Genomic DNA, 25,367 nt, shown 5'->3' with positions numbered 1-25,367 from the left:
TATTTAAACCTTTAACCACACTGCTGTATTTTCCTTGCACAAACTGTAAAAACTCATGCATGATTGCGCTATGGAATATAAGGAATGTAAAAACTACGGAAACTATGAAAACAACGCAATCTATAATAAAAACGCATCCTCAAAATCAATGTTTTGGATGCAGATTATCGCTAATATTGTGCCGATTTTTGCCAATATTGCTCTAGCAATAATGGCGTGCTTGCAAAAAAGTTGGATGATGTTAGCTATGGTCGTCCCAAGCATAATGATGTATATTGCTTGCTTAATACCACAAATTATTCAATACAATGTGAATAAGAAAAGTGATAACAAAAACGAAAATAATATTAAAAAACATGTTGAAACACAATTTTCTAAAAGGATAAGTCGCCAGCATGTTCAAGGTGTTCCGAATACGCTTGTTCCAATAAATTTAGAAGCAATACTGATAAATAATACTAATCAAATAAGCAACATAAGTAATTCTAAAAATATAGTAAATAGCAGTACTCCTCCATGGAAAAATGTTGTTTACTCTTGGCTAAAATCTTCCAATGAGTCAAATAAAAAACTCGTAGCACCAATCGGGATAAGTGAAAACGGATATTTTTGTTTAGACCTTATTAGAAACGGACCACACGCTCTTGTAGCAGGTACAACAGGCTCAGGAAAATCTGTGTTACTAACATCATGGTGTTTGGCCTTAGCATTCAACTACTCCCCCAAATCTTTGCAATTTGTTTTTATGGATTTTAAGGGTGGAGCCACATTTGACGCTCTTTCCACACTCCCACACAGCATTGGGAATGTAGGAGATCTAAACCTTCAACATGCAGTAAGAGCACTTAAAGGCTTAGAAAAAGAATTAGATAGAAGAGAAAGATTAGTAGCATGCCAAGGATGCCATGATATTAATCAAGTAAAACCATACCAGCCTTCACTGGCTATTGTTATAGACGAATTTCACGCATTAAAAAATCAATTGCCAGACTACATGAATCGTCTTATACGAATAGCATCAGTTGGAAGATCCTTAGGAATGCACCTTATAGCATGTACACAGAATCCAATGGCACAAGTAAATGCAGACATGAAAGCAAATATGTCTATAAACATATGTTTAAGAGTTAGAGATGCAATGCAATCTCATGAATTATTAGGATCATCTTGTGCAGCGAGCATAAATCCAAACAATCCTGGAGCAGCATACTGCAACACTGGAGATGGAATAATAGCATTACAATGCTCACAAAGCAGAAACAAAGATTCTCTTATACAAGCAATAAAATTAGCTGGAAAATTCTACTACTATAATCAGCCTAAACAACTATTCAGTGCTCCATTACCAAGATATTTAGGTTATTCAACAATCAAAAATTATTGCAATAATACTTTTTGCAACAATAAATCTTCTAGGTTTAATTCTGACTTTAGCTATGACTTAAGTAAAGAAGATGGATTGTTAATAGGCTTAAAAGACGATGGCATTAATTTAAGCGAGGCAATTCTACCTACAAATCTGGGAAATATCGCAATTATTGGAGGAAATAAGAGAGGAAAAACTAATCTTATAAACGTAATTTCTAAAGCTATAAAATCAAGAAACACATACAACAATTCGCAAAATATTTATATTTTAGACAATGCAGACTCACTGCTAGAACCTTTTAGTAGCGACACAAAGTCTCAAGAATTTCAAAGTAAACTAGTCAATCCAAAAATAACTGTAATTTTCTGCGCACAAAATGCAAGGCATATTCGCATACCAGAACAAGCGCCAGTAAGAATAATATTCCCAACAGGAGATGCTGGAACAGATACAATGCTTGGAATACCATCAGACTTGCTAAAAACTCTTAATGTAGATGATTATCAAACTCCAGGAAGATGTGTAATGGTAATTCCTGGAAGTGCTAATCTATTGCAGATTTTAAGTTTTACATAAAGTTTTACATAAAAAAGATATTTTAAATTATTCAAAAAATTAAAAAATAAAAAATTCTTAAAAAAGTCTTGAAAAAAAGTTATATTCATGGTTTCCTTGAGTGCGGATAGTTTTTAAAAACAAAGTTTAATAATAGTTTTAACCAGCGTAAGCTACGTTTTTTAAAGGGGATATTTATTTATGAGCAGCGCATTTGATTGGCGTTCAAAAGCAGCATGCAGAGACAAAGATCCTGAGCTTTTCTTCCCAGTAGGAAGTAACAGTGCATCTAATCAGCAGGTTGAGGAAGCCAAAGCAGTGTGCAGAACTTGTAACGTTGCAGACAATTGCCTAAGATGCGCGCTTGAAACAAGCCAAGATTACGGCGTATGGGGTGGTCTTAGTGAAGATGAACGACGATCACTAAAACGCAGGGCTATACGTGCAAGAAGAAACCAAAATGCAGAACTGTAATCTACATCTACTCCACTCCTGGAACTCGTAGCTTAATGTCGAGAAGAACACGAGTTCCACCTTCTCTACGTTGCTCCCATTTAACTGTTCCGCCAAAGTCGTTAGTAACAAAAGTATTGATTAACTGAGTGCCTAACCCAGATCCAGAAGACTTAGCCATACCGTGCAAAGACTCACTTTCAATACCCTCTCCATCATCTTCGACGACGATACTCAGATTATCCCCACCTCTACCAACAGAAATCTTAATATGTCCTTCACTAACTCCCTCAAAACCATGCTCTACTGCGTTAGTCACAAGTTCTGTTAAAACAAGAGAAAGAGGAGTTGCATCTTGTGCTGCCAACATGCCAAACTTGCCACAAAAATCTATCGTAATATTCTGATTTTGCGAAGCAAGCTCAATAGACATTTTAAGCAAACTAGAAATAACCTTATCAAAATCAACAACCTCATCAGCTGTTTGACTTAAACCTTCGTGGACAAGAGCAATCGTCTGAACGCGTCTTTGTGCTTCTTCTAATTCTTTACGTACTTCTGCAGACTTAGTTTTTCTAGCTTGAAGACGAAGCAAAGCAGAAACAGCTTGAAGATTATTCTTAACACGATGATGAATTTCAGAAATAGTAGCATTCTTAGTTTGAAGCTCTTTTTCCCTACGGAGAACCTCTGTAACATCACGACAAAGAACAACTGCACCCGTTCGATCATTTGGACCATACAATGGAAGCGAGCGCATAGAAACAACAGAATTATTAACTTCTAGTTCGCAATCAACATCCGCTTTACCGCTTAGTACAAGAGGCAAACTTTCAGGAACAACATCGTTTGTGTGCAACAATCTTGCTCCAAACTCGCATAGAAACTCGCCTTGCATAGTGTCTAATCCGCCTAATCTACGGAAACAGCTAATTGCGTTAGGAGAAGCATAGCGCACAACTCCGCTTTCTTCTAAAATAATAAAACCATCTGCAACTCTAGCATTGTGGCGCTGATTTAGCATTGAATCGTGGTATGGAAATTGCTCTCGCGAAATCATGTCGAACAGAGTTTTGCCAGCATTAATGCTTTCGGTCTCATACCTACCGTTTGATTCTCTTGTAGCAAGATTTGTTTCTCTAAGAACAAGACCTAACGTCTTGCCATTATGACGCACTGGGGCGTAAACATTACAAACTGTTGCTCTTCCAACAGTTCTTAATACAGAAGAGTGGAAACTTGTTTCCTTACTCATTGCTGCACTTAGTTCTTGATGCATTGATTCGTCTAGTTTTACACCTAGTAAATCTTCAGTTCTAAGTGTGATTGCTGTAGACGGACGACATTGTTCTGCTACAACGTAATCACCATTGCCGTTTTGAATAATCAAAAGCAAGTCTGCAAAACTTAAGTCTGCTATTACCTGCCAGTCTGCTACAAGGTGATGCAGCCATTCGCGATCAGACTCATCAAAATCTGGACGCGTTGCAAGAATATGAGAAAAATCAGCCATAACCACAATAATATAGCCACATGGATAAATCTAAAACTATGGAGGATTTACTCCTACCAATTACGTGGCAACAAATTACAATAACTCTTTTAATAAAATAGTCTTATAAATTTCTGTTCATAGATTTCTGTTAATAAAATAAATTTACGACTTTCCATATTTGTACGAACAAAAGTTAGTTTAAATTTGCATCGTTTCTTATATTTCACTCCAAATCATGATTTGCATAATTTCTATGCAGCAAACCGAATACATTGACACCATATGTAACACCACTTATAATTTTATAAACACCAAAAACACGCTATTAACTGGGGGTGAAATGTCGCAATGGGACAAATTACTTAAGCGAATACTTAGCTTATCTAAAGATATGAGATTTGAGGAATTGAAAAAAGTGCTAGAAGCCTACGGATATGAAATGTGCAATCCAAGAAGCGGAAGCAGTCATTATACTTTTCGCAAAAATCACGCCAACCCAATTACAATTCCTAAGCATGAACCAATCAAAAAGATATACGTAGAAATGGTGAAATCTGTAGTAGAAGCAGAAGACGAAGAAATAAAAGAGGAAAATCAAATATGGTGAAAACACTTACGAATAAAACGCTTAGCTACTACATGTCACTCCCATACAAGCTGGAGATTGTAAAAGATCCAGATGAAGGCGGATTTGTGTCCTACTACCCTGATTTGCCAGGGTGCATGAGTTCTGGGGAATCCGAGCAGGCAGCAGCAGCAAATGCGCAGGATGCTAAAAAGGCTTGGCTGGAAGCAGCACTTGAAAGTAAAGTAAACATAAAAGAGCCGTCTTACCATGAGATAAATGATTATTCTGGGCAATTCAAATTGCGTCTTCCTAAAGAATTACACAGACAATTGTCTGAGCAATCTCAAGCCGAAGGCATAAGCATGAACCAGTATTGCGTTTATCTTCTTTCGCAAAACAACGCTATTGAGCGCGTGCTTGAGCGAGCATAGAAAATAAATACCTGGCTATTTGCTAGCAATCACTCGCAATCACTTGCAATCACTCGCAGTGCAATTTCAATGCCTCGAAGCATATCAGCTAAACTCATAGAACTCGTGCTCGGCTTATTGAGAACCTGCTCAGGCAAATACGGAACGTGAATGAAACCGCTCTTAATTGGCAATTTTTTAGTCTGGCAATAATGACAAACACTGTAAAGCACGTCATTACACACGTATGCGCCCGCAGAAAAAGACACAGACGCCGGCAATTTTGCTTTATTTAAAGCGTCAACTATGCTTACAACTGGCAAAGTCGCTTTATAAGCCACATCACCATCTTGCACAACAGGCTCATACCAAGGCTTATATCCACTATTATCCGGTATGCGCGCAGCTCTACAGTTAATACCAACATACTCGACATTAAAACAAGCAGAACCGCCAAATTGCCCTAACGAAAGCACAGCATTAGGATGAACTTCCTCTATTTTCTCAATAACTTTTTGCGCACCCTTGTTAAATTCCGTAGGAATCTGCAAACGAACAAGTTCCACACCCTCAGGAGCATGCACTGATTGCGCAATCTCCCACGACGGATTTATAGACTCATTATCAAACGGCGTAAAACCAGTAATCAAAATACGCATTAAAATACCCCCTCATACAACTCTCACTTATCAAACTTTATCAAAGTTTATCAAAATTTATCAAAAGACATTGCGAAACTATATATACACGAATGCACTTATACAAAACACTCACGATTCTATTACATACTTCACGTTCATAGAAAAGATTAAATCGTAATTACAACTTATACAATAATCAGAAACAACACACCTAGAATCAAAATTAGCAAGACTCGTATCAATGTAATAAGATTTAGTACCAGCGTGTAACTAACGAACAATGTTGTTAACAGCACGCATATGAAAATTAAACAATAACATCAACGACGAAAAGAGATTACCGATGACCAAGATTATTCAGATTGGCGCAAATCATGCTGGCACTGCCTGCGCTAACACCATTTTGAGCTACCCAGGAAACGATCTTACAATTTACGATCAGAATAGCAACATTTCCTTCCTTGGCTGCGGTATGGCTTTGTGGATTGGAAAGCAGATTCAAAGCAGCGATGGTCTGTTCTACCAGAAGCCAGAAGATTTCGTTAAAAAGGGCGCAAAAGTAAATCTTGAAAGCAAAGTTCTAGACATTGATTACGCAAAGAAAGAAGTTACTGTAGAGCTTAAAGACGGATCTGTTATTCACGATTCTTACGATAAACTCGTTCTAGCTACTGGCAGCCTTCCAAACAAGCCACGCATTAAGGGCATTGATTTGGAAAACGTGCAAATGGTAAAGCTTTTCCAAAATGCGCAAACTGTTATTGCTAAGCTTCAAGAGCGCGATTTTAATAACGTTGTGGTTCTTGGCGGCGGCTACATTGGCGTGGAACTTGCGGAAGCTTTTAAGCGCCTTGGCAAGAACGTGACTCTCATCGACATGGAAGACCATATTCTTAACGGCTACTTTGACCCAGAGTTTTCCGATAATTTGAAGAGAATTATGGAAGATAAGGGCATTAAGTTTGAGCTTGGTCAAGCTGTTGAAGAGATTGTTGGAGATACTGAAGTTAAGGCTGTTAAAACAAGCAAGGGCACTTACGACGCCGACATGGTGATTTGTGCTATTGGATTCCACCCAAATGTTGCTCTTGGAAAAGATCATTTGAAGCAATACGAAAACGGCGCTTTCCTTGTTGATAAAAAGCAGCAAACTTCCGACCCAGACGTGTACGCTATTGGCGATTGCGCTACAATCTACGACAACGCTCGAGACCGCGTAAACTACATTGCGCTCGCTACTAATGCCGTTAGAAGCGGCTTGATTGCAGGCCACAACGTTTGCGGAACTCCTGTAGAAACCGAGGGCGTGCAAGGCTCTAGCGCAATGATGATTTACGACTACAAGCTTGTTTGCACTGGTTTGAGCTTAACGGCTGCTCAAAAAGAGGGCATGGACGTTGATTACGTTGATTTTGAGGATACTCAAAAGCCTGCGTTTATGGAAGTTGAGAATCCAAAAGTTAAGATTCGCATTGTTTACAAGAAGGATTCTAAGGTGATTGTTGGATGCCAATTGGCTTCTAACTACGATATGTCTGCAGCAATCCACCTGTTCTCTCTTGCTATTCAAAAGAAAGTCACGATTAAAGAGCTTGCATTGTGTGATATCTTCTTTATGCCTCACTTCAACCAGCCATACAATTACATTACGATGGCAGCTTACACGGCTTTGTTGAAGGGATGATTAGCTTCTGATTAATCTCTGCTGATTAAGTTCTGCGATTAGCTTAAATCGCGTTTATTAAACCAAGCAATTTGTTCTATAATGGAGCGGTTGCTTGGTTTTTTAATCATCCGCGCACAAATCGCGAATTAAAACGCGCATATTAGCGTAAGACGTACAAATTAAAACAAAGGAGTCTAGGATGAAGCAGCTATCTATTAAGCCAACTATTCACAAATTTGAAAATACGCGCGATTTTGCGCAAGAATTTAAGCTTGGCAAAGACGATTTGGTTATTACAAACAAGTACATTTGGGAGCCTTATTTTGGCGATTTAAATCTTGATTGTAATGTGATTTTCCAAGAAAACTACGGCAAGGGCGAGCCAAGCGACGAAATGGTTGACGCGATTGTTCGAGATATTCACACTACTCCAAGGCGCGTGATTGGCATTGGCGGCGGCACTGTTTTGGATATTTCTAAAGTTTGCGCGTTAAAGCAAACAAGCCCGCTTGAAGACTTGATTGATGGCAAGATTCCTGCGCAAAAAGGCGCAGATCTTATTCTTGTTCCAACTACTTGCGGCACTGGTTCCGAAGTTACAAACGTTGCCGTGTTCTCGCTCACAAAGCGCAACACTAAAAAGGGTTTGGCAAACGATTCTTGCTACGCTACAGACGCGGTTCTTATTCCAGAATTGTTAAAGAGCCTGCCTGATTACGTTTTTGCAACCAGCTCTATTGATGCTCTTACGCATTCTATTGAGTCTGCACTCTCCCCTATTGCAACAGAGCTTACAAAAATGTTTAGTTACAAGGCTTGCGGTCTTATTTTGCAAAGCTACATGCGAGTTGTTAAGGAAGGTAACAGCGCTAAAGCCCAAGTTGTAAGCGACTTGGTTTCGGCAAGTCTTTACGCTGGCATTGCATTTGGTAATGCCGGATGCGGTTGCGTGCACGCTATGGCTTATCCTCTTGGCGGCACTTTCCACGTGGCTCACGGCGAGACGAACGCTGCTCTTCTTACAAGCGTTTTGCGCTACTACGCTAAGCACAACTCTGAAAACAGCACTAGCGCTGAAAACACTGAGCTTTCTAAACTTTTTGACTTTATGGCAAATATTCTTGAATGCCAAAAAGCAGATGTATTAAACAAGCTTGACGAAGTTCTTAACACGATTCTCCCTAAGCACAAGCTTCACGAGTATGGAATGACCAAAGACATGATTCGCGATTGGGCTTCAAGCGTTGTTAAAGAGCAGCAGCGACTTCTAAAGAATTCATACATGCATATGAGCGAAGATGCTATTGCCGAAGTCTACGCATCTACTTTCTAATATATAGTTAACAGTGAGATTTTCAATTATTAACGAAAATTTCTCATCTTCTCAAAGGTAGACCCTACAAATCTTGTAGGGTCTATTTTTATTCTCACAGCTTGCTTACTTCGTTAGATTTCCATCCGTTAGATTTCCATCCGTTCGTTAGAATGCTATTCGTTAGATTGCCACAGGAGTCTCATACGAATTATCGAAGAACATGCGCTCCAGCTTTACTGCACGCGCAAAATATTCTCGAGCAATATCAGCATCCTTAGGACCAATACGATCCAACTCATCACGCAAGAACCCTACAAACTTGTGGAATCCTTCATAATCATGCAGGTCGATCCACTGGTAATGAACCTTGCGTTCAGGACGCTTACCTTCAGCGTTTGATGCCCACGTAAGATATATCCATTCTGTAACGTTTAACACGGCTAGCACGGCAGCATAATGTCCACTGTGAGCCGCGTCTAAAAACATCTTTTTAAATTCGCGAGTTGCTTCAGTGTCTGGAATTTTATTGCGGAAAGATTCAGGAGTATTAAATTCGTTAAACGCATCCACAAAATACGTATTCTCATCTCCCGCTACCTCACCAATATATTTCGAAAACACGAGACGAGAATCAAGTGTGTCTGCTGTCGTAACTGCAGCACCAAGCAGAGCCAAGAAACTATCTAAAAATCGGTAGTCTTGAATTAAATATCCAGCTAATACAGCATCAGGAATAGTGCCCTCAACTAACTCGTTAACAAAACGATGATGAATAGCAGCATCCCATGTTTCGATATTCTCATTTTTTAATTCGTCGGTAAATCGTGCAGTCATTGACACGTCCTTTCTCTCTGTAACTCATATAAGCCCTTAGGTAGATTAATATAATTGCGCATAGTTGCGTTAGCCATACCAGTTACGTCATATACGGTTCACATATAGTCGTATAGTTATGCACAACCGAGCACTGCTCGTACACCTATCTGAACAACTACGCTAGTATGAACAATATCATAAGTAGTCATACTTAACTTGGGTACAAATTTGAGCAGCACTCGGTTGCAATTTTTATATTATGGCAACTTCAGTAACTCCAGCAATCACAGTAATTACTACCTACTCATTGTCGTATTCTCATGCCTCCAATGTAATTACAGGATGCAAATCAAACATTGTTACAGTACGCTTCATACGCGCAACAATGCTTGTTATTGCAATTGCAATCACACCGAAAAGCACAAGAATTCCAATGCTGGATGTTATTGCGCCACTGTTCTTTCCAGCCATTGCTTGACGAAGCCCAAGAATCGAGTACGTCATAGGCAAATATGGGTGAACCACCCTAAAGAACGATGGCGTCATTTGCACTGGGAAAGTTCCTGCAGAGCTAGTTATTTGCAGCATAAGTAGCACAATCGCAACTATTCTTCCCGGAATCTTAAACACTGCCATAATCATTTGCATTATGGCCATAAAGACTATTGACGCTATAATCCCCAGCGCGTAGAATGCAGCAACGTTGTCAATCTGCAACTTCAACGCTCCGTGAACAACGCCCATAAGAATAATCGCTTGCACAACGCCCATAAGCACAAACGGCGTAAAACTAATAAGCGCACTTTTAAGCGGATTCATACCATTAAGTATTGCTCGCCTATCCATAACCCTTAAAACAAAGGTTGCCATAAGCGCACCAACCCAAAGACCTATCGAAATAAAGTAAGGCGCAAAGCCAGTTCCGTAGTTTTCAACATGCGAATAATCATGCTCTTTAAGCGCAACTGGCGCACTCATCATCTTGCTTTTTTGCTTAATATTGTTGATTTTGCTAGAATTTTGAGCATTTTTAAGACCTTCATGCAACTTTTTAGCTCCATCAACAAGCTTTGGAGTGTTTTCAGAAAGCTTTTGAACTCCAGAATTCAATTGACTTGATCCATCAACTATTTTTGCAGACCCAAGCGCAGCAGAATTAATACCATTATTAAGCTTTTCACTGCCATTGCTTACTTTATTAAGACCTTCCGCCAGCTTATTTGCTCCAGCGGAAAGCTGCGACGAGCCATTGTGAACGCTTGATATTCCTTTAGAAACGGCGTCAACTCCAGCTTTTATCTTCAAACTACCAGAAGAAAGTGCTCCAGCACCTTGACTCAATGCCGAAAGATTCGTCTCTAAGAGCTTAGAATTTTCGCTTAATCCTCCTGCAAGACCTTGCAATTTTTCTAACACAAGCTCTTTTGTTACAAGCGGATTTTGCGCTTCAACAAGCAATTGAGCAAGCTGATTTTTTGTAGCCTCGTTTCCTGCTTTAACATGTTCTTCAAGCTGCGCACTAGAATCTGAAAGCTTTTGCGCACCATTATATAATTCGTCTGTTGCGTTATGTAGCGTTTGCGCTCCACTATTTAGCTGATTTGCGCCATTTGCCAAATCGTTAGTTTTTTGAGCTAAGAATTGCGCTCCATCTTTGCTCTGTGCATTTGCATTGCTAAGCGATTGCGCTCCCTTTTGAAGTTCACTTAATCCGTTTTGTAGTTTTTGCAAAGATTGAGTAAGCTTGATCGATCCATCAGCAAGCTTATCTACTCCGCCATTAAGCGATTGCATTCCAGCGCTTAAATCGCCAGAACCGCTCACTGCTGAATTAAGAGAATCAGAAGCAGAATTTACTTTTTCAAACATATGCTCCCAATATTCCTGAGCAATCGCCTCGCTAATCTCAGTACGCATAGTGCGGAAAGCAGTTTTACCAATTTGTGAAGCCAGCATATTGCTTGCTTGATCGTACTTTACGTGAAGTTTTGCTTTAGTTGGAGTATCGTATTGCGCGGAAGCAATGCACTTACTGAAGGAAGCTGGAATAGTTGCTACCATAAAGTAATCGCCATTTTTAAGTCCTTTGTTTGCTTTAGCGCTATTTACAAAGTTCCACTGGAATCCTTCACTTCCATCTTTTTGATTCTTTAAACGATTCTTGATTTCATCACCAACATTGCGCATTTTGCCGTTTATCATCGCACCGTTATCTTCCACAACAACTGCGACTGGAACAGTATCCAAAGTCTTATAAGGATTTGTAAACGCCCACAAGTAAAGCGATCCGTATAAAAGTGGAATCAAAGCTACGGTTCCAATAACAAGCTTTCGAGCTTTTCCTTTCATCGTATTGTTAAGCTCACGAAATGCAAGAGCAATAGTATTAACGTGCATTGTTTTCACCACCATTTGCTTCACTTGTAGCAAGTTGAGAATCAGTATGAGAATTTTCTGCTTCCCCATGATTTGGGCTTAGTCTTAAAACTTGATCTGCTTGCTTTTCTAACTCGCTTTGCAAAACTCCCACGCAGCACGAGCAAAAGTGTTTGCTAACATACTCGCGAATATCTGCAATTAAGCATTCACTTTGCTCACTTGTAAGCTCAGTTTCTACGCCGTCTACAAAAAGAATCCACGGCTTTTTTAGCAAAGCAAGTGCGATTCCCAATCTCATGCGCTCACATGGCGTTAAATCACCAATAGCAGTTTCTCTAGGAGATAACACTTTCCAATATGCTAATAGGTTATACGCGTATTGTTGTAGAGCTTCGTGATTTTTAACATTATTCTTGTATTGTTCGCGGAAAAGCAGCGATGCGCTAGCAAGTTTTAGCTCGCTCATAAGCGCTTCTTCTATTGTTTGAGTGTTGTAGAATTCGTTAATTCTGTTGAATAATCCCAATCCCACATATTTACGTGATTCTTTAAAATCGTTAGGAAGAGTTGCATCCGCAATTGTAAGAGTTCCGTTCGTAAATTTCATATAACCAGACAGTGCAAGTAGCAAAGCTGATTTTCCAGAGCCGTGTTCTCCAGATATTGCTACAATTTCGTGCGGCTTAACTTTTAGTGACACATTCCAAAATGGAGATTTTCTAAATTTTTTTAATCCTAATTCTTTCGCTTCTATAAGCGTTTGTTCTTCTTGCATAATTTACATGCGACGAAATAAGCATTTGAAGCGAAACTGTACGGCACGCTTCTATTGCAATCGTCGAGCATTCCTCCTTTTACTCTTTAATCGTGGATTTTTAATTTTCAATTTTCAATTTTTTGGTTTTATTTTGATTTTTTTGATTTTTTTGATTCTTCTAACTTCAGACTCAATATTTAATTCTGATATCGCCTATAATGATTTTGGCGACTACCTCATATTGCTATGTTGCAACAAAAGGTTATAAATTAAGAGACCAATTATTGACGTTAATCTCCTGAAAGTACTTTCATCGTACTATTCAAGGCGAACAAATATTAACTTATTTTTAAACATTTTGTTCATTTGTTTATGTTTTAACCATAAAAACACGATATATAGTGACAAAATGTCACATTTATGATTCAAACATGTAAATTTCAAGCATACTTAATATCTTTATTTTGCCAATAAAAATTTTACGTATGTTTTTATGTTATATTGTCTTTAATTATTAAAATTTAAAAATTATCAAAATTGAAAAACATATTATTTGCAAACATCAAAATGAAGATAACTTTAAAAAGAGGTGAAACAGTATGCAGATTTTAAACATTCTATGCAATCCGGTAATCGTATCGGTTGTAGTGTTATGCGCGTTAAGTCTCGCTAAACTCAATGTTTTACTCGCAATGATTGTTGCATGCGTTGCAGGAGGCATAGCCGGACATCTCCCTCTTTTTGGAGATGGAAGCCATACTATTATGGCGCTGCTTTGCGATGGTTTTTCCACAAATGCGCAAACTGCGCTCGCCTACATTCTTCTTGGTACTTTTGCAGAAGCAATTACAGCAACTGGCCTAGCTCAAATCATTTCTAAAAAAATCAGTAAACTTATCGGCACAAACAAATTTATTCTTCTTGCAGTTCTAACAATTATTGCATGCATGTCTCAAAATATTGTGCCTGTTCATATTGCTTACATTCCTATTCTTATTCCGCCAATTCTTTCCATTATGAACAAGCTTAAGCTAGATCGCCGCGCCGCCGCATGCTGCACTGCGTTCGGACTAGAAGTGCCATACATTGCTATTCCATTTGGCTTTGGCTTAATTTTCCAAACAGTTATTGCAACTAATCTTTCTAAAAATGGTATGAAAGTTAGCGTTTCAGACGTTAGCGCTGTGAACTGGTATTTAGGTGCTGCAATGCTTGCAGCCCTCCTATTCGCAGTGTTTGTGCTATACAGAAAGCCTCGCGAATATAAAACAACAGAAGCAGATACTCGCGCAGCGGACGCTGTTGTTGGCCCGCTTACTAAAGCACACTATGTAACCATGCTTGCGATTATTGTTGTTGTAGTAGTTCAAGTTATTAGTAAGGATCTTTCACTTTCTTCTCTTGCAGGTCTTGCAACCATGATTATTTTTAGAGCCGTTGCATGGAAAGATATCGATAAGCAGCTTATGGGCGGCGTAAAACTCATGGGTCTTATTGCATTTATTATGCTCATTGCTGGCGGCTACGCTAACGTGATTCAAGCCACGGGCGGAGTTAATGAGCTTGTACACTTTGGCGTTGCTTCTATGGGTCAAAACAAGCTAATCGCTGCATTCGTTATTACAATTATTGGTTTGCTTGTAACTATGGGCATAGGCACTTCGTTTGGCACGGTTCCTATTCTTGCAGTTTTGTTCGTGCCTCTTTGCCAAAGTATTGGTTTTAGCACTCCTGCAACAATTCTTCTTATGTCTTCTGCTGCAGCTCTTGGAGACGCAGGCTCCCCTGCTTCCGATACAACGCTTGGCCCTACTTCTGGCCTAGATGCAGATGGTCAGCATAGCCACATTTGGGATACTTGCATTCCAACATTCCTTATCTTCAACATTCCACTTATGGCTGCAGGTATTGTAATATCTCAGTTTATTTAGCATTTAACTGAAAGTCACAAACAATACACATCTAATAAACGTTGGTGAAGATTTTTGCCGTTTGCGGCAATTTTCTTCACCTGCACAAAGCAATCAATCACTAGTAGCCAATCACTGCAAATTCGCGGGCGATTGGCTACATTAGATATACCGTCTAGCTAAACATTTTCGCTAGCCCAATATGCTATCGATATTCTTCTTATTGCTTAAATCATCTTCATCAAGAAAATCCATCTGCTTTATTCCGCTTAATCTTGCAATAAGCGAAATTGGGAAGGTAACAATATTTTGATTAAGAGCGCTGATATTACTATTTACAATTCTTTTTGCTGCAGCCAATTGCTCGTTTTCGTCGTTCACTTCTTCTTGCAAATTCAGAAATTGTTCAGAAGACTTTAATTCTGGGTAGGCTTCTGCCAAAGCATAAATCTTCCCTATTGCATGATTCTGATTTTTCATTGCCTCGCTAGAATCCGCAGAGTTTAATCCCTCTCTTAAACTCACTAAATCAAATAATGTTGTTTTTTCGTACTTTGCAAACGATTGCGCAACTTTAAGCATTTGGCAAATCGTGTCGTATCTTTTAGCGAGCGCAATGTCAACGTTTTTTTGCGACTCTTCTATAATCACTCTATATTTTCTTAGTCTATTTAACGTGCCAATAAACCAACCAATAATCATCACAAGCACTATTGCAATAACTATTAAAATGATGTCCCTATCCATAATGCCATCCATAATGCCATCCATAATGTCACTCATAATGTCTCCTTTAGTTCTAGTCTTTATATAGCTTTAGTTTTCTCTAGTCTTAATTTTCTCTAGTCCTAGTTTTTCTACTTTTGCGATTCGCTAGTATTGCAATATCTAATTTTGCAATTTTCTAGCTTCTAATTTTGCAATTTTTCTTTAATTACGCTGACTATTCCGTAATACTCAGCCAAAACATCTCTAAATTTTTCATATTCTCTTATTAAAGATATATTTTCTATTCCAGATTTTCCAGGATTTCCTAATATATACCGACCAGAATCAAAAGATGCAATAATATGCTCGCTATCTAGATATATGCAAACTCTCATTCTTTTTTGCAAATTATTCAATGCTTCTATAAAACTTGGATCTAATACGAGCTTTGTATAAAAATCGTCTGTAGAAAAGATTGAATACGAATTGTTAAACTCAATGGATTCTGTTTGAACTTCACTCTCCCCTTTTGTTTTTTTGCCATAGTATCCATTTAGTTTTTGCCCCATAAAGGTCTTTCCAGTAACGGGAACAATTCTAATATGACCATTTATATTGGTTTTTGCGTTTATTAATAAGACTTGACCAATAAAATCAGTTTTTTTGACAGTTTTTCCACTTTCAGTTCTAGAAAAGTGCATTGCTTGCATATTTGAAAATTCAGTTTTAGATTCATCGCCAAAAATTATGTGTTTGTTTGAATAATACCTACTAGATATTGGCAGAAGATTATTAAAAATGCTATTGTCAATTCCTTCGGAATTTTCTAATACCGTTCCAGGCAGAATCGCATTCAAAATCGGCGTTAAAACATTATCCGCGTATAGCGAGCTTACATCAACCTTATTTGTTACAAAAAACTTGCCAGCAAAGCAAACAACAAAAGCAACTATTATTAGTAAAGGATATTTATAAGTAGAGTAGTCAAACGAAGGAAGATAATTGCCAACAGCACCAATAATCAGCACTACTGGTATTAATGGAATCAAACGCATTGGGTCAAAAGCGTTGTTTTTTACGCCTTCTTTTAACTCATTTAATTTCCCTTGCATTTGGGGAGATTTTTCTAATTTATTAAGTCTTTCTAAAACTTCGGGATTTGTAAACACGCTACTATGCTTTACATTCATCGTCATCTCCCTCTTATAATCGCCAATGTTTTTTGTAACAACATTTTTATAACAACATTTTTGCAAAAGGCATAAAAGGCTCTTATATTTTTTTATCATAAATAACCATTATTTGGAATAGTAGAATTTTTGAATATTTGAATTTGAAATAGTTGAATAATAACTACTTTGATTTTGCTAGAGAAGTGGTATAGCTGTGATTATTTTCCGCAAAAATTTAATACAAAATAAATAATAAAGAATCAGTTAAAATAACACAAAATAAACAATATAACAATTTATAACACATTAATTTTCAACTACTTTAATAACATTTCTCAAAGCGTATAATGAATTTGAATTTATTCCTTAACTGATAGGAAGTTCCAAAATGGTAAATAAACTAAAAAATATTTGGAGCGTTAAATTAACTACTGCTTCACTCGTACTAATACCAGCCGCAATCGGCATAAATTACGTTGCGAAACTATTTGCAAGCATGCTAAAACTACCACTTTGGCTTGGCACACTAGGCACTTGCATTTCAGCATGCTTAGCAGGTCCAGTTGTTGGCGGAATTGCGGGATTTTTAACTAATATTGTTTACGGCTTAACGATTGATCCAATTTCTACAGTTTATAGCATTACAGCTGCAGCAATTGGTGTAAGCGTTGGAATCGCTGCACGATTAAAATATATGGACAAAGGCCTGCACATTTTTATAACAAGTCTTATTGTTGCAGCAATCGCAATAATAATCTCTACACCTCTAAACATGATTTATTGGGGCGGAACCACTGGAAACGTTTGGGGTGACGCTGTTTTGCAGCAATGGGTTCCAAAGGCTTCTTTGCATCATTCGTAGATGAGCTTGTTGTAGATATACCAGACAAGATTGTTGTTTTGTTCCTTGCAGCTGGAATTTATAAAGTTCTTCCTAAGAGTTTAATAGCCATCTATCAATCCGATGACGAAGATCTTGATAAATAAACGTTTATTGCAAGCAAATAAATCGCATAAACGTTAAGTTCTACAAGTTTTTATAAGCACAATAAGACGAGATACTATGAAAAGCATCAGCCTATTTGAAGATAAGCATTCGTTTCTAAACGGATTATCTGCAAAAACCAAACTTTCATACGTAATATGCGCTACAAGCACGCCGAGTTTGCTTGGAGGCTATACTTCTTTCGCTATCTTTATTATTTTGAGCCTAATATTACTTGCAACATCAAGGGTCCTAGCAAAAATAAAAATTGTAATACAAGTTACTGGTTTTATTATTGTAACTATTTTTATAGTTCAAACTTTCTTTAGATCGGGAAACTACACGATTTTATTCAAACTAGGACCTTTGATTGCTCGCAAGGAAGGTTTTGAAGTAGCAATGAAGATTGTGCTAAATATATTAAATATTTCGTTTGCATTTTGTGTTTTAACGCTTACAACTAAACCTTCCGATATGATGCAAGAGATGATACAAGCTGGTTTACCACCTAAAATGGGCTATGTTTTTGTCTCGCTATTTCAAATCATTCCTCAAATAACACAGCAAACTTCGACTATTGTTGACGCTCAAAGAAGCAGAGGATTGAAAACAAAAGGTTCCCTAATAACTCGTTTCAAAGCTTTTTTGCCTTTAATATCCCCGATTATAATGTCTTCATTTATGAGTTCTAAAGAAAGAACTATAGCTTTAGAAGTTCGCGGATTTTCGTGCAATAATCAAAAAACATTCATAAAACCATTTAAGCCAAGCAAATACAATACGCTATTTTTATGCGCTTGTTTAATTGTAATAATCGCATCTATTATTTATGCGTTATTTAATAATTTAGGATATATAGCATGGAAGCTATTCATATAGAGCACTTAAAATATCGCTATCCTTATAGTAAAACTCTTGCGCTAGATGACATTTCTTGCGATATTCATAAAGGCGAATTTATTGGAATAATAGGTGCTAATGGAGCTGGAAAATCAACATTATCGCAAGCTATTTTAGGTCTTGTTCCAAATCTTTACCACGGAGCGTACGGCGGCAAAGTTGAGGTAGACGGTCTTAACGCAAAAACTACTCCAATAGACAGTCTTTGCAAAAAAGTTGGGCTGGTTTTTCAAAATCCTTTTAATCAAATTACAGGCTCGAAGCTTACTGTGTACGAGGAGATTGCTTTTGGTCTGGAAAATATTGGCATTGAGCAAAACGAGATGCAAAATCGCGTAGAGAAAATCATGGAGATGCTTAACATTGCCCATCTTAAAGATTGTTCTCCATACGATTTATCTGGCGGTCAAATGCAGCGAATGTCTATTGCCGCTATTTTAGTTATGCAACCAGAAATAATAATTTTAGACGAGCCTACTTCGCAGCTTGATCCTAAAGGTTCTGAAGAGGTTTTTAAGTCGGTAGAATCCTTAAAAAATCAGGGTCAAACTATTATTATGGTTGAGCACAAAATGGAAAAAATCGCGCAATATAGCGACCGCGTAATGCTTTTAAGCGAAGGAAAACTCATTGATTTTGATACTCCGCAAAAAATCTTTTCTCGCGAAGACTTGGAAGAATATGGCGTAAATCCTCCTATTTATACTCAAATTTGCAAAAAACTTTCGTTAAAAAACAATAATGGCTTGTATCCAATAACTCTTGAGCAAACGTCACAAATTTTAAGCTCGCACGAAGGGAATCGCTTATAATGACTCCTACTATTGAAATACAAAACGTGTCTTTTTCTCATACTCCAACAACACAAATATTCAATAATCTAAATTTGTCTTTTGCTCCTGGAACATGCGCTATTGTTGGTCAAAATGGCACTGGAAAAACAACTTTACTTAAAATCCTTAGAGGACTTCTTACGCCGAAATCTGGAAGCGTTTTATTAAATGGTAAAGATATTGCAGAATGTACTGTTCCCTCTCTTGCTAAAGATATTGGATTCGTATTCCAGAATCCAGATGACCAGATTTTTGAATCAACGGTTATACGCGAAGTAATGTTTGGACTTTTAAAAATTGGAATTGATAAGAGTCAAGCATTGATCCAAGCAAAAGAAAGTCTAAAACTCGTAGGACTTTTAGATAAAAGCGACTTAAATCCTTACGATTTAAGTCTTTGTGAAAGGAAAATGGTTTCTATTGCGTCAATTTTAGCAATGGATACTCAAGTTGTTATTTTAGATGAGCCTACGATTGCTCAGGACGATCGCGGAAAACGTTGTATTGAATCAATTATTAAGCACCTTGTTTCTCAGGGGAAAATTGTTATAGCTGTTCTTCACGATATGGATTTTGTGGCTCGAGTATTTAATCGCGTTGTTGTGCTTTCAAATGGCAATGTTCTTTTTGACGGCACTGCGCGCGACGCATTTATGCGAGACGACATACTTTCTAGCGCACATCTTGATAAGCCAGATGTTGTGAAGCTGTGCGAGAAACTGGGTTATGAAAATACGTTCCTATCTGTTGAAGATTTTGTGAACTCGTATCGTGAACGAAATAATCGCAGATAGCATAAACTGAATAATCAGAGTGCTAATCGCAAAGTATCCAATACCAAAGTAGCCAATCGCTGCAAATTCGCGGGCGATTGGCTACTATCGCAGAAAGCATGCTGCGTTAATATTTTTACCGAGATTGAAATTGCACAGCACATTACAACAAACCCGCGCAAGCCAAGCCCAAGCCAGCCAACATCCTCACATAGACACAGTATAAAGCGAGTAGAAGTAAGCCTTCTGATTCATAAGCTCCTCAAAGCTTCCGCGCTCAATAAGCTCGCCGCTTTTCATCACAAGGATCTCATCATATTGCTTAAGCGAATTAGCATCCAAGCGGTGAGTTACAACAAGTCGAAGAATTCCTTGCAAATCCAAAATAGACTGCGTTACGTTCGCGCTCGTCTCGTTATCTAACGCGCTCGTTGCCTCATCAACCAGCAGAATCTCGGACTTTTTAAGCAAGCTTCGCGCAATAGCAATACGCTGCTTTTCACCGCCAGAAAGATGACTACCGTTCTCGCCACACTGATAGTCCTTGCCTTTAGCAGCAATCAAATTATCCAAACCAGCCAAGTGAATCACGCGATCCACCTCCGCGTCCTGAAATGGCTTAAAAAGCGTAATATTATCTAAAATCGAAGCATCAAACATAAACACAGACTGCTGCATAAGAGTCGTCTTATCATAAAGCGAACTCTTGCTCACATTGCTAAGTTCGTGATTATTCAGCTGCACACTACCCTTATAATCCTTGTAGTATCCCATAAGCAAATTAATCAAGCTACTCTTACCAGCACCAGAAGGCCCTACTATCGCGTAAGATTTTCCAGCTTGCAAAGTTAGATTTACGTTTTTCAAGACTTTACGATCAGCATCGTAAGAATACGAAACATCTCGCAAAACAATGCTTTTAATAGAATCGTCAATAATATCGCCAGAATCTTCCTTAACGTTACTCATATAATCAGCCATCTTACTAATAAGCTTCTTAGCACCCTTCATCTCGCCAAGCATTTGCGGAAGACTTGCAATAGGCTGAAGCACTCCATTCATCAAATTAGTGAAAGCTAACACCATTCCGGCAGTAATAACACCAACATGAGCGTTAACCATCCAAGCGCCAACAAGCATCACGCCAAGCTGAGTTGCGAGGCTTGAAATCGTTCCAAGAGCAGAAACAGTAGTCATCGTTTTTTCGCGAAGATTCTTAGTATGCTCAAGCTCCATCGACTGATTCTGATAACGGTTAATAACCTCCTGCTCCGCCTTAAAACTCTTAATAACCGAAACTCCGTTCAAAACATCCTTCGTCAGTGCCGTATAAGACTCATTCGACTTAGAAACCTGCTCCTCTCGAGTGGCAATTCCATTAGCTGTAAGAATCGAGCACGCCATTGGAAGCACAGAAACAATAAGAGCAATAACAGTGAGCAATGGACTATAGTAAATCATAAGAGCTAGCGAGCTTACAAGCATAAGAACATCTTGAACAAAGTCAAAAATCTTCTTCAAATACTTTTCTTGAATACGCTCGCAATCATTAGTAAGTACAGAAAGATACGTGCCAGAATTCGCAAGCGAAAAATCACTATAACTCTTTTTTAAAAGCTTCTTAATAACAGACTCTTTATACTGATTCATTGCTTTTTCAAGAAAGCGAGGATACGCGCTGCGCTTCAACGCAAAAATCAGGGAGATTACCAGCATAAAGGAAGCGACAAGCAGAAAAATAGTAGTTAAAGAGAAGGCTCCTTTGCCAGACATATAGTCGAAAATAATTTGCAAAATCCAAGAAATAGCAGTGAAAATCATAGACAAGGCAATAAAAACTATCATCGAAAGAAAAGCTACAAGTTTGTTTTCCTTGAAAAATAGTTTTACGTAATTTTTCACGTCGGGATGCAGTTTGGACGATTGCTGATTCGCCACAGTATTTTGATTCGCGGGCGATTGCTGATTTGCCGCGTTGTCAGTTTTACTCATTCTCGCTACCTCTCACTTCCTTTATATCTATACTATTTCTATTATCTCTTCTCTAATAGCATTTTCGCAGCTAGCATCTTCATAAGCTATTTGCTTATTCACTCGCTACAAAGCATTGAAAGCTACACTATCATACTTATCATGATTATTAACCCTTAACGTAATACTTAAACGCATTTATACGTAATTCTTGACAGAAATAATAAGCATAGAGTTAAAAAAAAAAATCAAATTAAAACACTGATTCCATATGTATTATCAGTGTAAACGTGTCAAATGCGCAACGTTGCTTCAATACAAAGCTCAAGAGCATACGCTTTAGAGTCTCCACCCCAATTGCGCTCATCGTAATTTTCAACATCGTGCAAAGTATCTGCAGTGTAAAGAATCTCACCCCAAACAATCCCACGCATTTGCGCACAAGCCGCTAAAGCAGAACACTCCATCTCAACAACCGCGCATCCCTCCTGCTTACGATTAGCAACTTTCGTCTTAGTTTCACGGAAAAACCCATCCGTAGTCCACGTTTTAACTTCATGATAAGGCAAATTGTGCGCCTGTAAAGTTTGTAAAATAGCACGTCTCGAGCGCTCTGAAACGTCAACATAACGACTTGGAGGCAAATAATGATAAGAAGTCCCCTCATCCCTTAAAGCTTTATACGGAACCAGGAAAACATTTTCCGCATAATCAACTAGCGATCCGCAAGAACCAGCACTAACAACTTCGCTAACACCGTAAGAAATCAGCCAGTCTAAGATCTGAACAGCGGCAGGAGCGCCAACTGGAGCCTGCACTAAGCAGATTTTTTGCGTTTCTTCTTCTACTTCGCTGCCTGTATTTTCTCTTACTTTTTTCTCTACTTTTTCTTCCAAAACATATATTGGATATACTTTAGTTGCAGATTCAAAATTTGCTACAATCGTAGCTTTCCTACTTAAAGCATACTGATCAATTTCATCGCCTAAGAAAGCAAAAACCGCTTTAGATGGAAGCTGAACAGAAATATTATCGTGTTTTGGCATTAAAACTGCACTTTTATCGTAATCATACTCTAAAATCGGCAAATCATATTCTGTCATATAATCAACTCTTTCATACAATCGACTAATTCTACAAGCCATTCAATCCTATATACCAGCACGCACATTATCGCACGAAAATCACAAATCAGCCAAACACAACAAATTCTCGGGCGATTGGCTACTATCGCCAAACAGAGACACTCACGCATGAGAAGGAGTACATATCAAAGTTTGACAAACACAGATCCATTCGCTATAGTCTTCACTTATCACCATTTCTACTAGTAAAGGAGTGCGCATGTATCATACAAATATGATGACAAATTGTTGTTGTAACGTATGCTGTTGCGCATTTCTTAATCGAAATGATGTTTGCAAGCACTAAGTATGCATCATCTAGCCTGTGTTAAAAAGCATTTACGTTAAAACACAGCAAATTACGATTCAAGAAACAGCGCGCTGTTTCTTTTTTTATGCCAAAAATCGAATATAAGACGTTGAAAAGATAACAATTTAATACGGATTAGATATTAAACAGATAAATGGCATCTTTAGAAACAACTAATAAAGCAATAGTCGCTTTATTAATAAAATCATTTTTTAAAAATTAAAAACAAATCAAACAAAACAAAAACAAACAAGTAAAACAACAAACAAGTAAGGGGAAATATTATGTCTAATATCTACAAGTCCGTGCAAGAACTCGTAGGCAACACTCCACTTATGGAGCTTACGCACATTGAAAAAGAGTATAATCTAGCAGCAAAAATCCTTGTAAAACTCGAATACTTCAACCCAGCAGGCTCTGTAAAAGACCGAATTGCAAAGCAGATGATTGAAGAAGCAGAAGCCGAAGGCACGCTTAAACCAGGCTCAGTAATTGTTGAGCCAACCTCTGGAAATACTGGCATTGGTCTTTCAATGATTGCTCAAACAAAAGGATACAAAAGCATTATTGTTATGCCAGAAAGCATGTCTATTGAACGCAGAAAACTTATGAAAGCATACGGCGCCGAACTCGTGCTCACCCCAGCTGCAGAAGGAATGAAAGGCGCAATTGCCAAAGCGAAGGAAATCGTTGAAAACACGCCAAACGCGTGGACTCCAGGACAGTTTACAAATCAAGCAAATGTGCACGCGCACTACAACACAACAGGTCCAGAAATTTGGCAAGACACTGACGGAAACGTGGATATGCTCATTGCTGGCGTTGGAACAGGCGGCACAATCACAGGTACTGGCACATATTTAAAGGAACAAAATCCACATCTGGAAGTAATCGCAGTAGAACCAGCCGAATCCCCTGTGCTCGCAGGCGGCAAGCCAGGAGCGCACAAGATTCAAGGAATCGGCGCAGGATTCGTGCCAGATGTGCTCAACAAAAACATCTACGATCGCATTATTCATGTGACAAATGAAGACGCAATTGAAAACGGCAAGCTTATAAGCAAAAAAGAAGGCGTTCTCGTGGGTATTTCTTCTGGAGCTGCAATCTGGGCAGCAATCCAAGAAGCAAAAAGAGAAAAAAACAGTGGTAAAACCATTGTTGCAATACTTCCCGATTCAGGAGATCGATACTTGTCTACAGCATTATTTGAAGACTAACTACATTTAGGAGCGCTACTGTAAATACGCAAGTTTTGATTAAATAATATATGGATAATATATGGATAATAAATAACATTATTAGATAATGATCAAAACTATAAAATAAAGAAAAATAATAAAAATAACGGGAGAAATGTATGAGTGATCGCCTTGATCTTATAAATCAACTAAACTCAATTCACGATTCAGACATAAGGCAAGCTACATTCATACCTAATTACCGCAATATTATTGCACTCATACATGCGACTCAGGCTCTACTTTTGCCTGAGTTGCATGTGCGCAATGAAATCAACGAGGCTACACAACTCAACGCTAGTTTGAACAATAACGCTAGTTTGAACAATAACGCTAGTTCGAATACAATTGCTTCAAACGCGTTAGACACTATAGAACGCATTATATTTCACGAACTTCAATGCTACACAAGCAACACAATTAAAATTCGAGAAATTTGCGATCAATTTATAAATACTCTTCCTACAATTAAAAAGTTACTTTTAACAGATATTCAAGCTATGTATGAAGGCGATCCTGCTTGCACAAGCAAAGTAGAAGTCACGCTCGCATACCCTGGTTTTTATGCGATGCTTATTCACCGCACAGCTCACGTACTATACGAACTTAATGTACCGCTAATTCCTAGACTTATGAGCGAATATGCACACAGAAAAACTGGAATCGACATTCATCCAGGAGCAAAAATTGGCGCATATTTTTGCATTGATCACGGAACTGGCATTGTAATTGGCGAAACAACTGTAATCGGCGAGCATGTTAAGCTTTACCAAGGCGTAACGCTGGGTGCACAAAGTTTTGCGCTAGACGAGGATGGAAATCCTATAAAAGGCGGAAAGCGGCATCCAAATATTGGCGATAACGTAGTAATCTACGCAAACGCAACAATCTTAGGCGGAGAAACCACAATAGGAAGCGGAAGTATAATCGCAGCAAACGCGTGGATTAACCGCAGTATTCCTGCAAACACAACCTACCACTTCCCTAAAGCCTAATACACAATAAAGTACGAATTGCAC

Annotated in this window: 21 protein-coding genes and 1 pseudogene; 13 read left to right on the top strand and 9 right to left on the bottom strand. The window is 38.3% G+C overall.

Annotated elements, in window-relative coordinates; genetic code table 11:
* Window positions 1-55 precede the first annotated feature (55 nt).
* Window positions 56-1,945, top strand: a complete 1,890-nt coding sequence (locus P0106_RS01745; RefSeq protein WP_473730364.1) for an FtsK/SpoIIIE domain-containing protein — start codon at window positions 56-58, stop codon at window positions 1,943-1,945.
* A 180-nt stretch (window positions 1,946-2,125) separates the two neighbouring features.
* Window positions 2,126-2,398, top strand: a complete 273-nt coding sequence (locus P0106_RS01740) for a WhiB family transcriptional regulator (RefSeq protein WP_004113182.1) — start codon at window positions 2,126-2,128, stop codon at window positions 2,396-2,398.
* A gap of 7 nt (window positions 2,399-2,405) precedes the next feature.
* Here the strand turns inward: P0106_RS01740 and P0106_RS01735 are convergent, their stop codons facing one another.
* Complete coding sequence (locus tag P0106_RS01735) at window positions 2,406-3,890, bottom strand: sensor histidine kinase (RefSeq protein ID WP_032837358.1); 1,485 nt, start codon at window positions 3,888-3,890, stop codon at window positions 2,406-2,408.
* A 235-nt stretch (window positions 3,891-4,125) separates the two neighbouring features.
* Here P0106_RS01735 and P0106_RS01730 point away from each other — a divergent pair, with 235 nt between their 5' ends.
* The gene (locus tag P0106_RS01730) at window positions 4,126-4,479 is read left to right on the top strand and encodes a type II toxin-antitoxin system HicA family toxin (RefSeq protein WP_013399666.1); all 354 of its coding nucleotides are present in this window, start codon (window positions 4,126-4,128) and stop codon (window positions 4,477-4,479) included.
* The gene (locus tag P0106_RS01725) at window positions 4,473-4,871 is read left to right on the top strand and encodes a toxin-antitoxin system HicB family antitoxin (RefSeq protein ID WP_020759470.1); all 399 of its coding nucleotides are present in this window, start codon (window positions 4,473-4,475) and stop codon (window positions 4,869-4,871) included. The genes P0106_RS01730 and P0106_RS01725 overlap by 7 nt, the downstream gene beginning before the upstream one ends.
* Before the next feature lie 29 nt (window positions 4,872-4,900).
* Here P0106_RS01725 and P0106_RS01720 read toward each other — a convergent pair whose 3' ends face one another.
* A complete protein-coding gene (locus P0106_RS01720; protein ID WP_004114816.1) occupies window positions 4,901-5,509 on the bottom strand; it encodes a pyroglutamyl-peptidase I in 609 nt (202 codons plus the stop codon).
* 325 nt (window positions 5,510-5,834) lie between these two features.
* Between P0106_RS01720 and nox the strand changes: the two genes are divergently transcribed.
* Both nox and P0106_RS01710 read left to right on the top strand, forming a co-directional pair.
* The gene (gene nox, locus P0106_RS01715) at window positions 5,835-7,175 is read left to right on the top strand and encodes a H2O-forming NADH oxidase (protein WP_048729975.1); all 1,341 of its coding nucleotides are present in this window, start codon (window positions 5,835-5,837) and stop codon (window positions 7,173-7,175) included.
* 181 nt (window positions 7,176-7,356) lie between these two features.
* Entirely contained in the window at window positions 7,357-8,490 is a 1,134-nt protein-coding gene (locus P0106_RS01710; protein ID WP_473730363.1) for a 4-hydroxybutyrate dehydrogenase, read from the top strand.
* A 162-nt stretch (window positions 8,491-8,652) separates the two neighbouring features.
* Here the strand turns inward: P0106_RS01710 and P0106_RS01705 are convergent, their stop codons facing one another.
* From P0106_RS01705 to P0106_RS01695, 3 genes are all read right to left on the bottom strand, one after another.
* Window positions 8,653-9,306: a TenA family protein gene (locus P0106_RS01705; RefSeq protein ID WP_004117575.1), complete on the bottom strand. Its 654-nt coding sequence runs from the start codon at window positions 9,304-9,306 to the stop codon at window positions 8,653-8,655.
* A 300-nt stretch (window positions 9,307-9,606) separates the two neighbouring features.
* Window positions 9,607-11,685 carry a YhgE/Pip domain-containing protein gene (locus tag P0106_RS01700; protein ID WP_162861890.1) on the bottom strand — a complete coding sequence of 693 codons (2,079 nt, stop codon included), beginning with the start codon at window positions 11,683-11,685 and terminating at the stop codon, window positions 9,607-9,609.
* Window positions 11,675-12,442 carry an ATP-binding cassette domain-containing protein gene (locus P0106_RS01695; RefSeq protein ID WP_248912136.1) on the bottom strand — a complete coding sequence of 256 codons (768 nt, stop codon included), beginning with the start codon at window positions 12,440-12,442 and terminating at the stop codon, window positions 11,675-11,677. The genes P0106_RS01700 and P0106_RS01695 overlap by 11 nt, the downstream gene beginning before the upstream one ends.
* A gap of 581 nt (window positions 12,443-13,023) precedes the next feature.
* Here P0106_RS01695 and P0106_RS01690 point away from each other — a divergent pair.
* Window positions 13,024-14,355 carry a Na+/H+ antiporter family protein gene (locus tag P0106_RS01690; RefSeq protein WP_004117562.1) on the top strand — a complete coding sequence of 444 codons (1,332 nt, stop codon included), beginning with the start codon at window positions 13,024-13,026 and terminating at the stop codon, window positions 14,353-14,355.
* Between the two features lie 171 nt (window positions 14,356-14,526).
* Here the strand turns inward: P0106_RS01690 and P0106_RS01685 are convergent, their stop codons facing one another.
* Together P0106_RS01685 and P0106_RS01680 are read right to left on the bottom strand one after the other, a co-directional pair.
* Complete coding sequence (locus tag P0106_RS01685; protein ID WP_102720931.1) at window positions 14,527-15,105, bottom strand: LemA family protein; 579 nt, start codon at window positions 15,103-15,105, stop codon at window positions 14,527-14,529.
* Window positions 15,106-15,245: 140 nt separating this feature from the next.
* Window positions 15,246-16,232 carry a DUF3137 domain-containing protein gene (locus P0106_RS01680; RefSeq protein WP_180964961.1) on the bottom strand — a complete coding sequence of 329 codons (987 nt, stop codon included), beginning with the start codon at window positions 16,230-16,232 and terminating at the stop codon, window positions 15,246-15,248.
* A 370-nt stretch (window positions 16,233-16,602) separates the two neighbouring features.
* Here P0106_RS01680 and P0106_RS01675 point away from each other — a divergent pair.
* From P0106_RS01675 to P0106_RS01660, 4 genes and pseudogenes are all read left to right on the top strand, one after another.
* Window positions 16,603-17,201: pseudogene (locus tag P0106_RS01675) on the top strand (ECF transporter S component).
* 76 nt (window positions 17,202-17,277) lie between these two features.
* The gene (locus tag P0106_RS01670; RefSeq protein ID WP_473730362.1) at window positions 17,278-18,078 is read left to right on the top strand and encodes an energy-coupling factor transporter transmembrane component T family protein; all 801 of its coding nucleotides are present in this window, start codon (window positions 17,278-17,280) and stop codon (window positions 18,076-18,078) included.
* Window positions 18,060-18,911 (top strand): energy-coupling factor ABC transporter ATP-binding protein, encoded by an 852-nt coding sequence (locus tag P0106_RS01665; RefSeq protein WP_473730361.1) that lies wholly within the window; start codon window positions 18,060-18,062, stop codon window positions 18,909-18,911. Before P0106_RS01670 ends, P0106_RS01665 begins: the two co-directional genes overlap by 19 nt.
* On the top strand, window positions 18,911-19,726 hold the full coding sequence (locus tag P0106_RS01660) for an energy-coupling factor ABC transporter ATP-binding protein (RefSeq protein WP_248903074.1): 816 nt from the start codon (window positions 18,911-18,913) through the stop codon (window positions 19,724-19,726). Before P0106_RS01665 ends, P0106_RS01660 begins: the two co-directional genes overlap by 1 nt.
* 186 nt (window positions 19,727-19,912) lie before the next feature.
* On the opposite strand, the gene P0106_RS01655 is transcribed toward P0106_RS01660, so the two are convergent.
* Entirely contained in the window at window positions 19,913-21,697 is a 1,785-nt protein-coding gene (locus P0106_RS01655; protein ID WP_285064183.1) for an ABC transporter ATP-binding protein, read from the bottom strand.
* Window positions 21,698-21,969: 272 nt separating this feature from the next.
* On the bottom strand, window positions 21,970-22,779 hold the full coding sequence (locus tag P0106_RS01650) for a nucleoside phosphorylase (protein WP_004114793.1): 810 nt from the start codon (window positions 22,777-22,779) through the stop codon (window positions 21,970-21,972).
* A gap of 615 nt (window positions 22,780-23,394) precedes the next feature.
* Between P0106_RS01650 and cysK the strand changes: the two genes are divergently transcribed.
* Window positions 23,395-24,327 carry a cysteine synthase A gene (gene cysK, locus P0106_RS01645; RefSeq protein ID WP_004114791.1) on the top strand — a complete coding sequence of 311 codons (933 nt, stop codon included), beginning with the start codon at window positions 23,395-23,397 and terminating at the stop codon, window positions 24,325-24,327.
* Window positions 24,328-24,467: 140 nt separating this feature from the next.
* A complete protein-coding gene (gene epsC, locus P0106_RS01640; RefSeq protein WP_473730360.1) occupies window positions 24,468-25,343 on the top strand; it encodes a serine O-acetyltransferase EpsC in 876 nt (291 codons plus the stop codon).
* Window positions 25,344-25,367: the final 24 nt, after the last annotated feature.

The sequence above is a fragment of the Gardnerella sp. c11Ua_71 genome (assembly GCF_055818025.1).
The sequence above is the reverse complement of the archived record's forward strand: the minus strand, read 5'-3'. Positions and strand labels throughout refer to the sequence as shown.

Excerpts from the sequence above, each read along its gene's own strand:
- P0106_RS01745 (WP_473730364.1), top strand. The coding sequence starts at position 56 with ATGCATGATTGCGCTATGGAATATAAGGAATGTAAAAACTACGGAAAC.
- P0106_RS01740 (WP_004113182.1), top strand. The coding sequence starts at position 2,126 with ATGAGCAGCGCATTTGATTGGCGTTCAAAAGCAGCATGCAGAGACAAA.
- P0106_RS01735 (WP_032837358.1), bottom strand. The coding sequence starts at position 3,890 with ATGGCTGATTTTTCTCATATTCTTGCAACGCGTCCAGATTTTGATGAG.
- P0106_RS01730 (WP_013399666.1), top strand. The coding sequence starts at position 4,126 with ATGCAGCAAACCGAATACATTGACACCATATGTAACACCACTTATAAT.
- P0106_RS01725 (WP_020759470.1), top strand. The coding sequence starts at position 4,473 with ATGGTGAAAACACTTACGAATAAAACGCTTAGCTACTACATGTCACTC.
- P0106_RS01720 (WP_004114816.1), bottom strand. The coding sequence starts at position 5,509 with ATGCGTATTTTGATTACTGGTTTTACGCCGTTTGATAATGAGTCTATA.
- nox (WP_048729975.1), top strand. The coding sequence starts at position 5,835 with ATGACCAAGATTATTCAGATTGGCGCAAATCATGCTGGCACTGCCTGC.
- P0106_RS01710 (WP_473730363.1), top strand. The coding sequence starts at position 7,357 with ATGAAGCAGCTATCTATTAAGCCAACTATTCACAAATTTGAAAATACG.
- P0106_RS01705 (WP_004117575.1), bottom strand. The coding sequence starts at position 9,306 with ATGACTGCACGATTTACCGACGAATTAAAAAATGAGAATATCGAAACA.
- P0106_RS01700 (WP_162861890.1), bottom strand. The coding sequence starts at position 11,685 with ATGCACGTTAATACTATTGCTCTTGCATTTCGTGAGCTTAACAATACG.
- P0106_RS01695 (WP_248912136.1), bottom strand. The coding sequence starts at position 12,442 with ATGCAAGAAGAACAAACGCTTATAGAAGCGAAAGAATTAGGATTAAAA.
- P0106_RS01690 (WP_004117562.1), top strand. The coding sequence starts at position 13,024 with ATGCAGATTTTAAACATTCTATGCAATCCGGTAATCGTATCGGTTGTA.
- P0106_RS01685 (WP_102720931.1), bottom strand. The coding sequence starts at position 15,105 with ATGGATGGCATTATGGATGGCATTATGGATAGGGACATCATTTTAATA.
- P0106_RS01680 (WP_180964961.1), bottom strand. The coding sequence starts at position 16,232 with ATGAATGTAAAGCATAGTAGCGTGTTTACAAATCCCGAAGTTTTAGAA.
- P0106_RS01670 (WP_473730362.1), top strand. The coding sequence starts at position 17,278 with ATGAAAAGCATCAGCCTATTTGAAGATAAGCATTCGTTTCTAAACGGA.
- P0106_RS01665 (WP_473730361.1), top strand. The coding sequence starts at position 18,060 with ATGGAAGCTATTCATATAGAGCACTTAAAATATCGCTATCCTTATAGT.
- P0106_RS01660 (WP_248903074.1), top strand. The coding sequence starts at position 18,911 with ATGACTCCTACTATTGAAATACAAAACGTGTCTTTTTCTCATACTCCA.
- P0106_RS01655 (WP_285064183.1), bottom strand. The coding sequence starts at position 21,697 with ATGAGTAAAACTGACAACGCGGCAAATCAGCAATCGCCCGCGAATCAA.
- P0106_RS01650 (WP_004114793.1), bottom strand. The coding sequence starts at position 22,779 with ATGACAGAATATGATTTGCCGATTTTAGAGTATGATTACGATAAAAGT.
- cysK (WP_004114791.1), top strand. The coding sequence starts at position 23,395 with ATGTCTAATATCTACAAGTCCGTGCAAGAACTCGTAGGCAACACTCCA.
- epsC (WP_473730360.1), top strand. The coding sequence starts at position 24,468 with ATGAGTGATCGCCTTGATCTTATAAATCAACTAAACTCAATTCACGAT.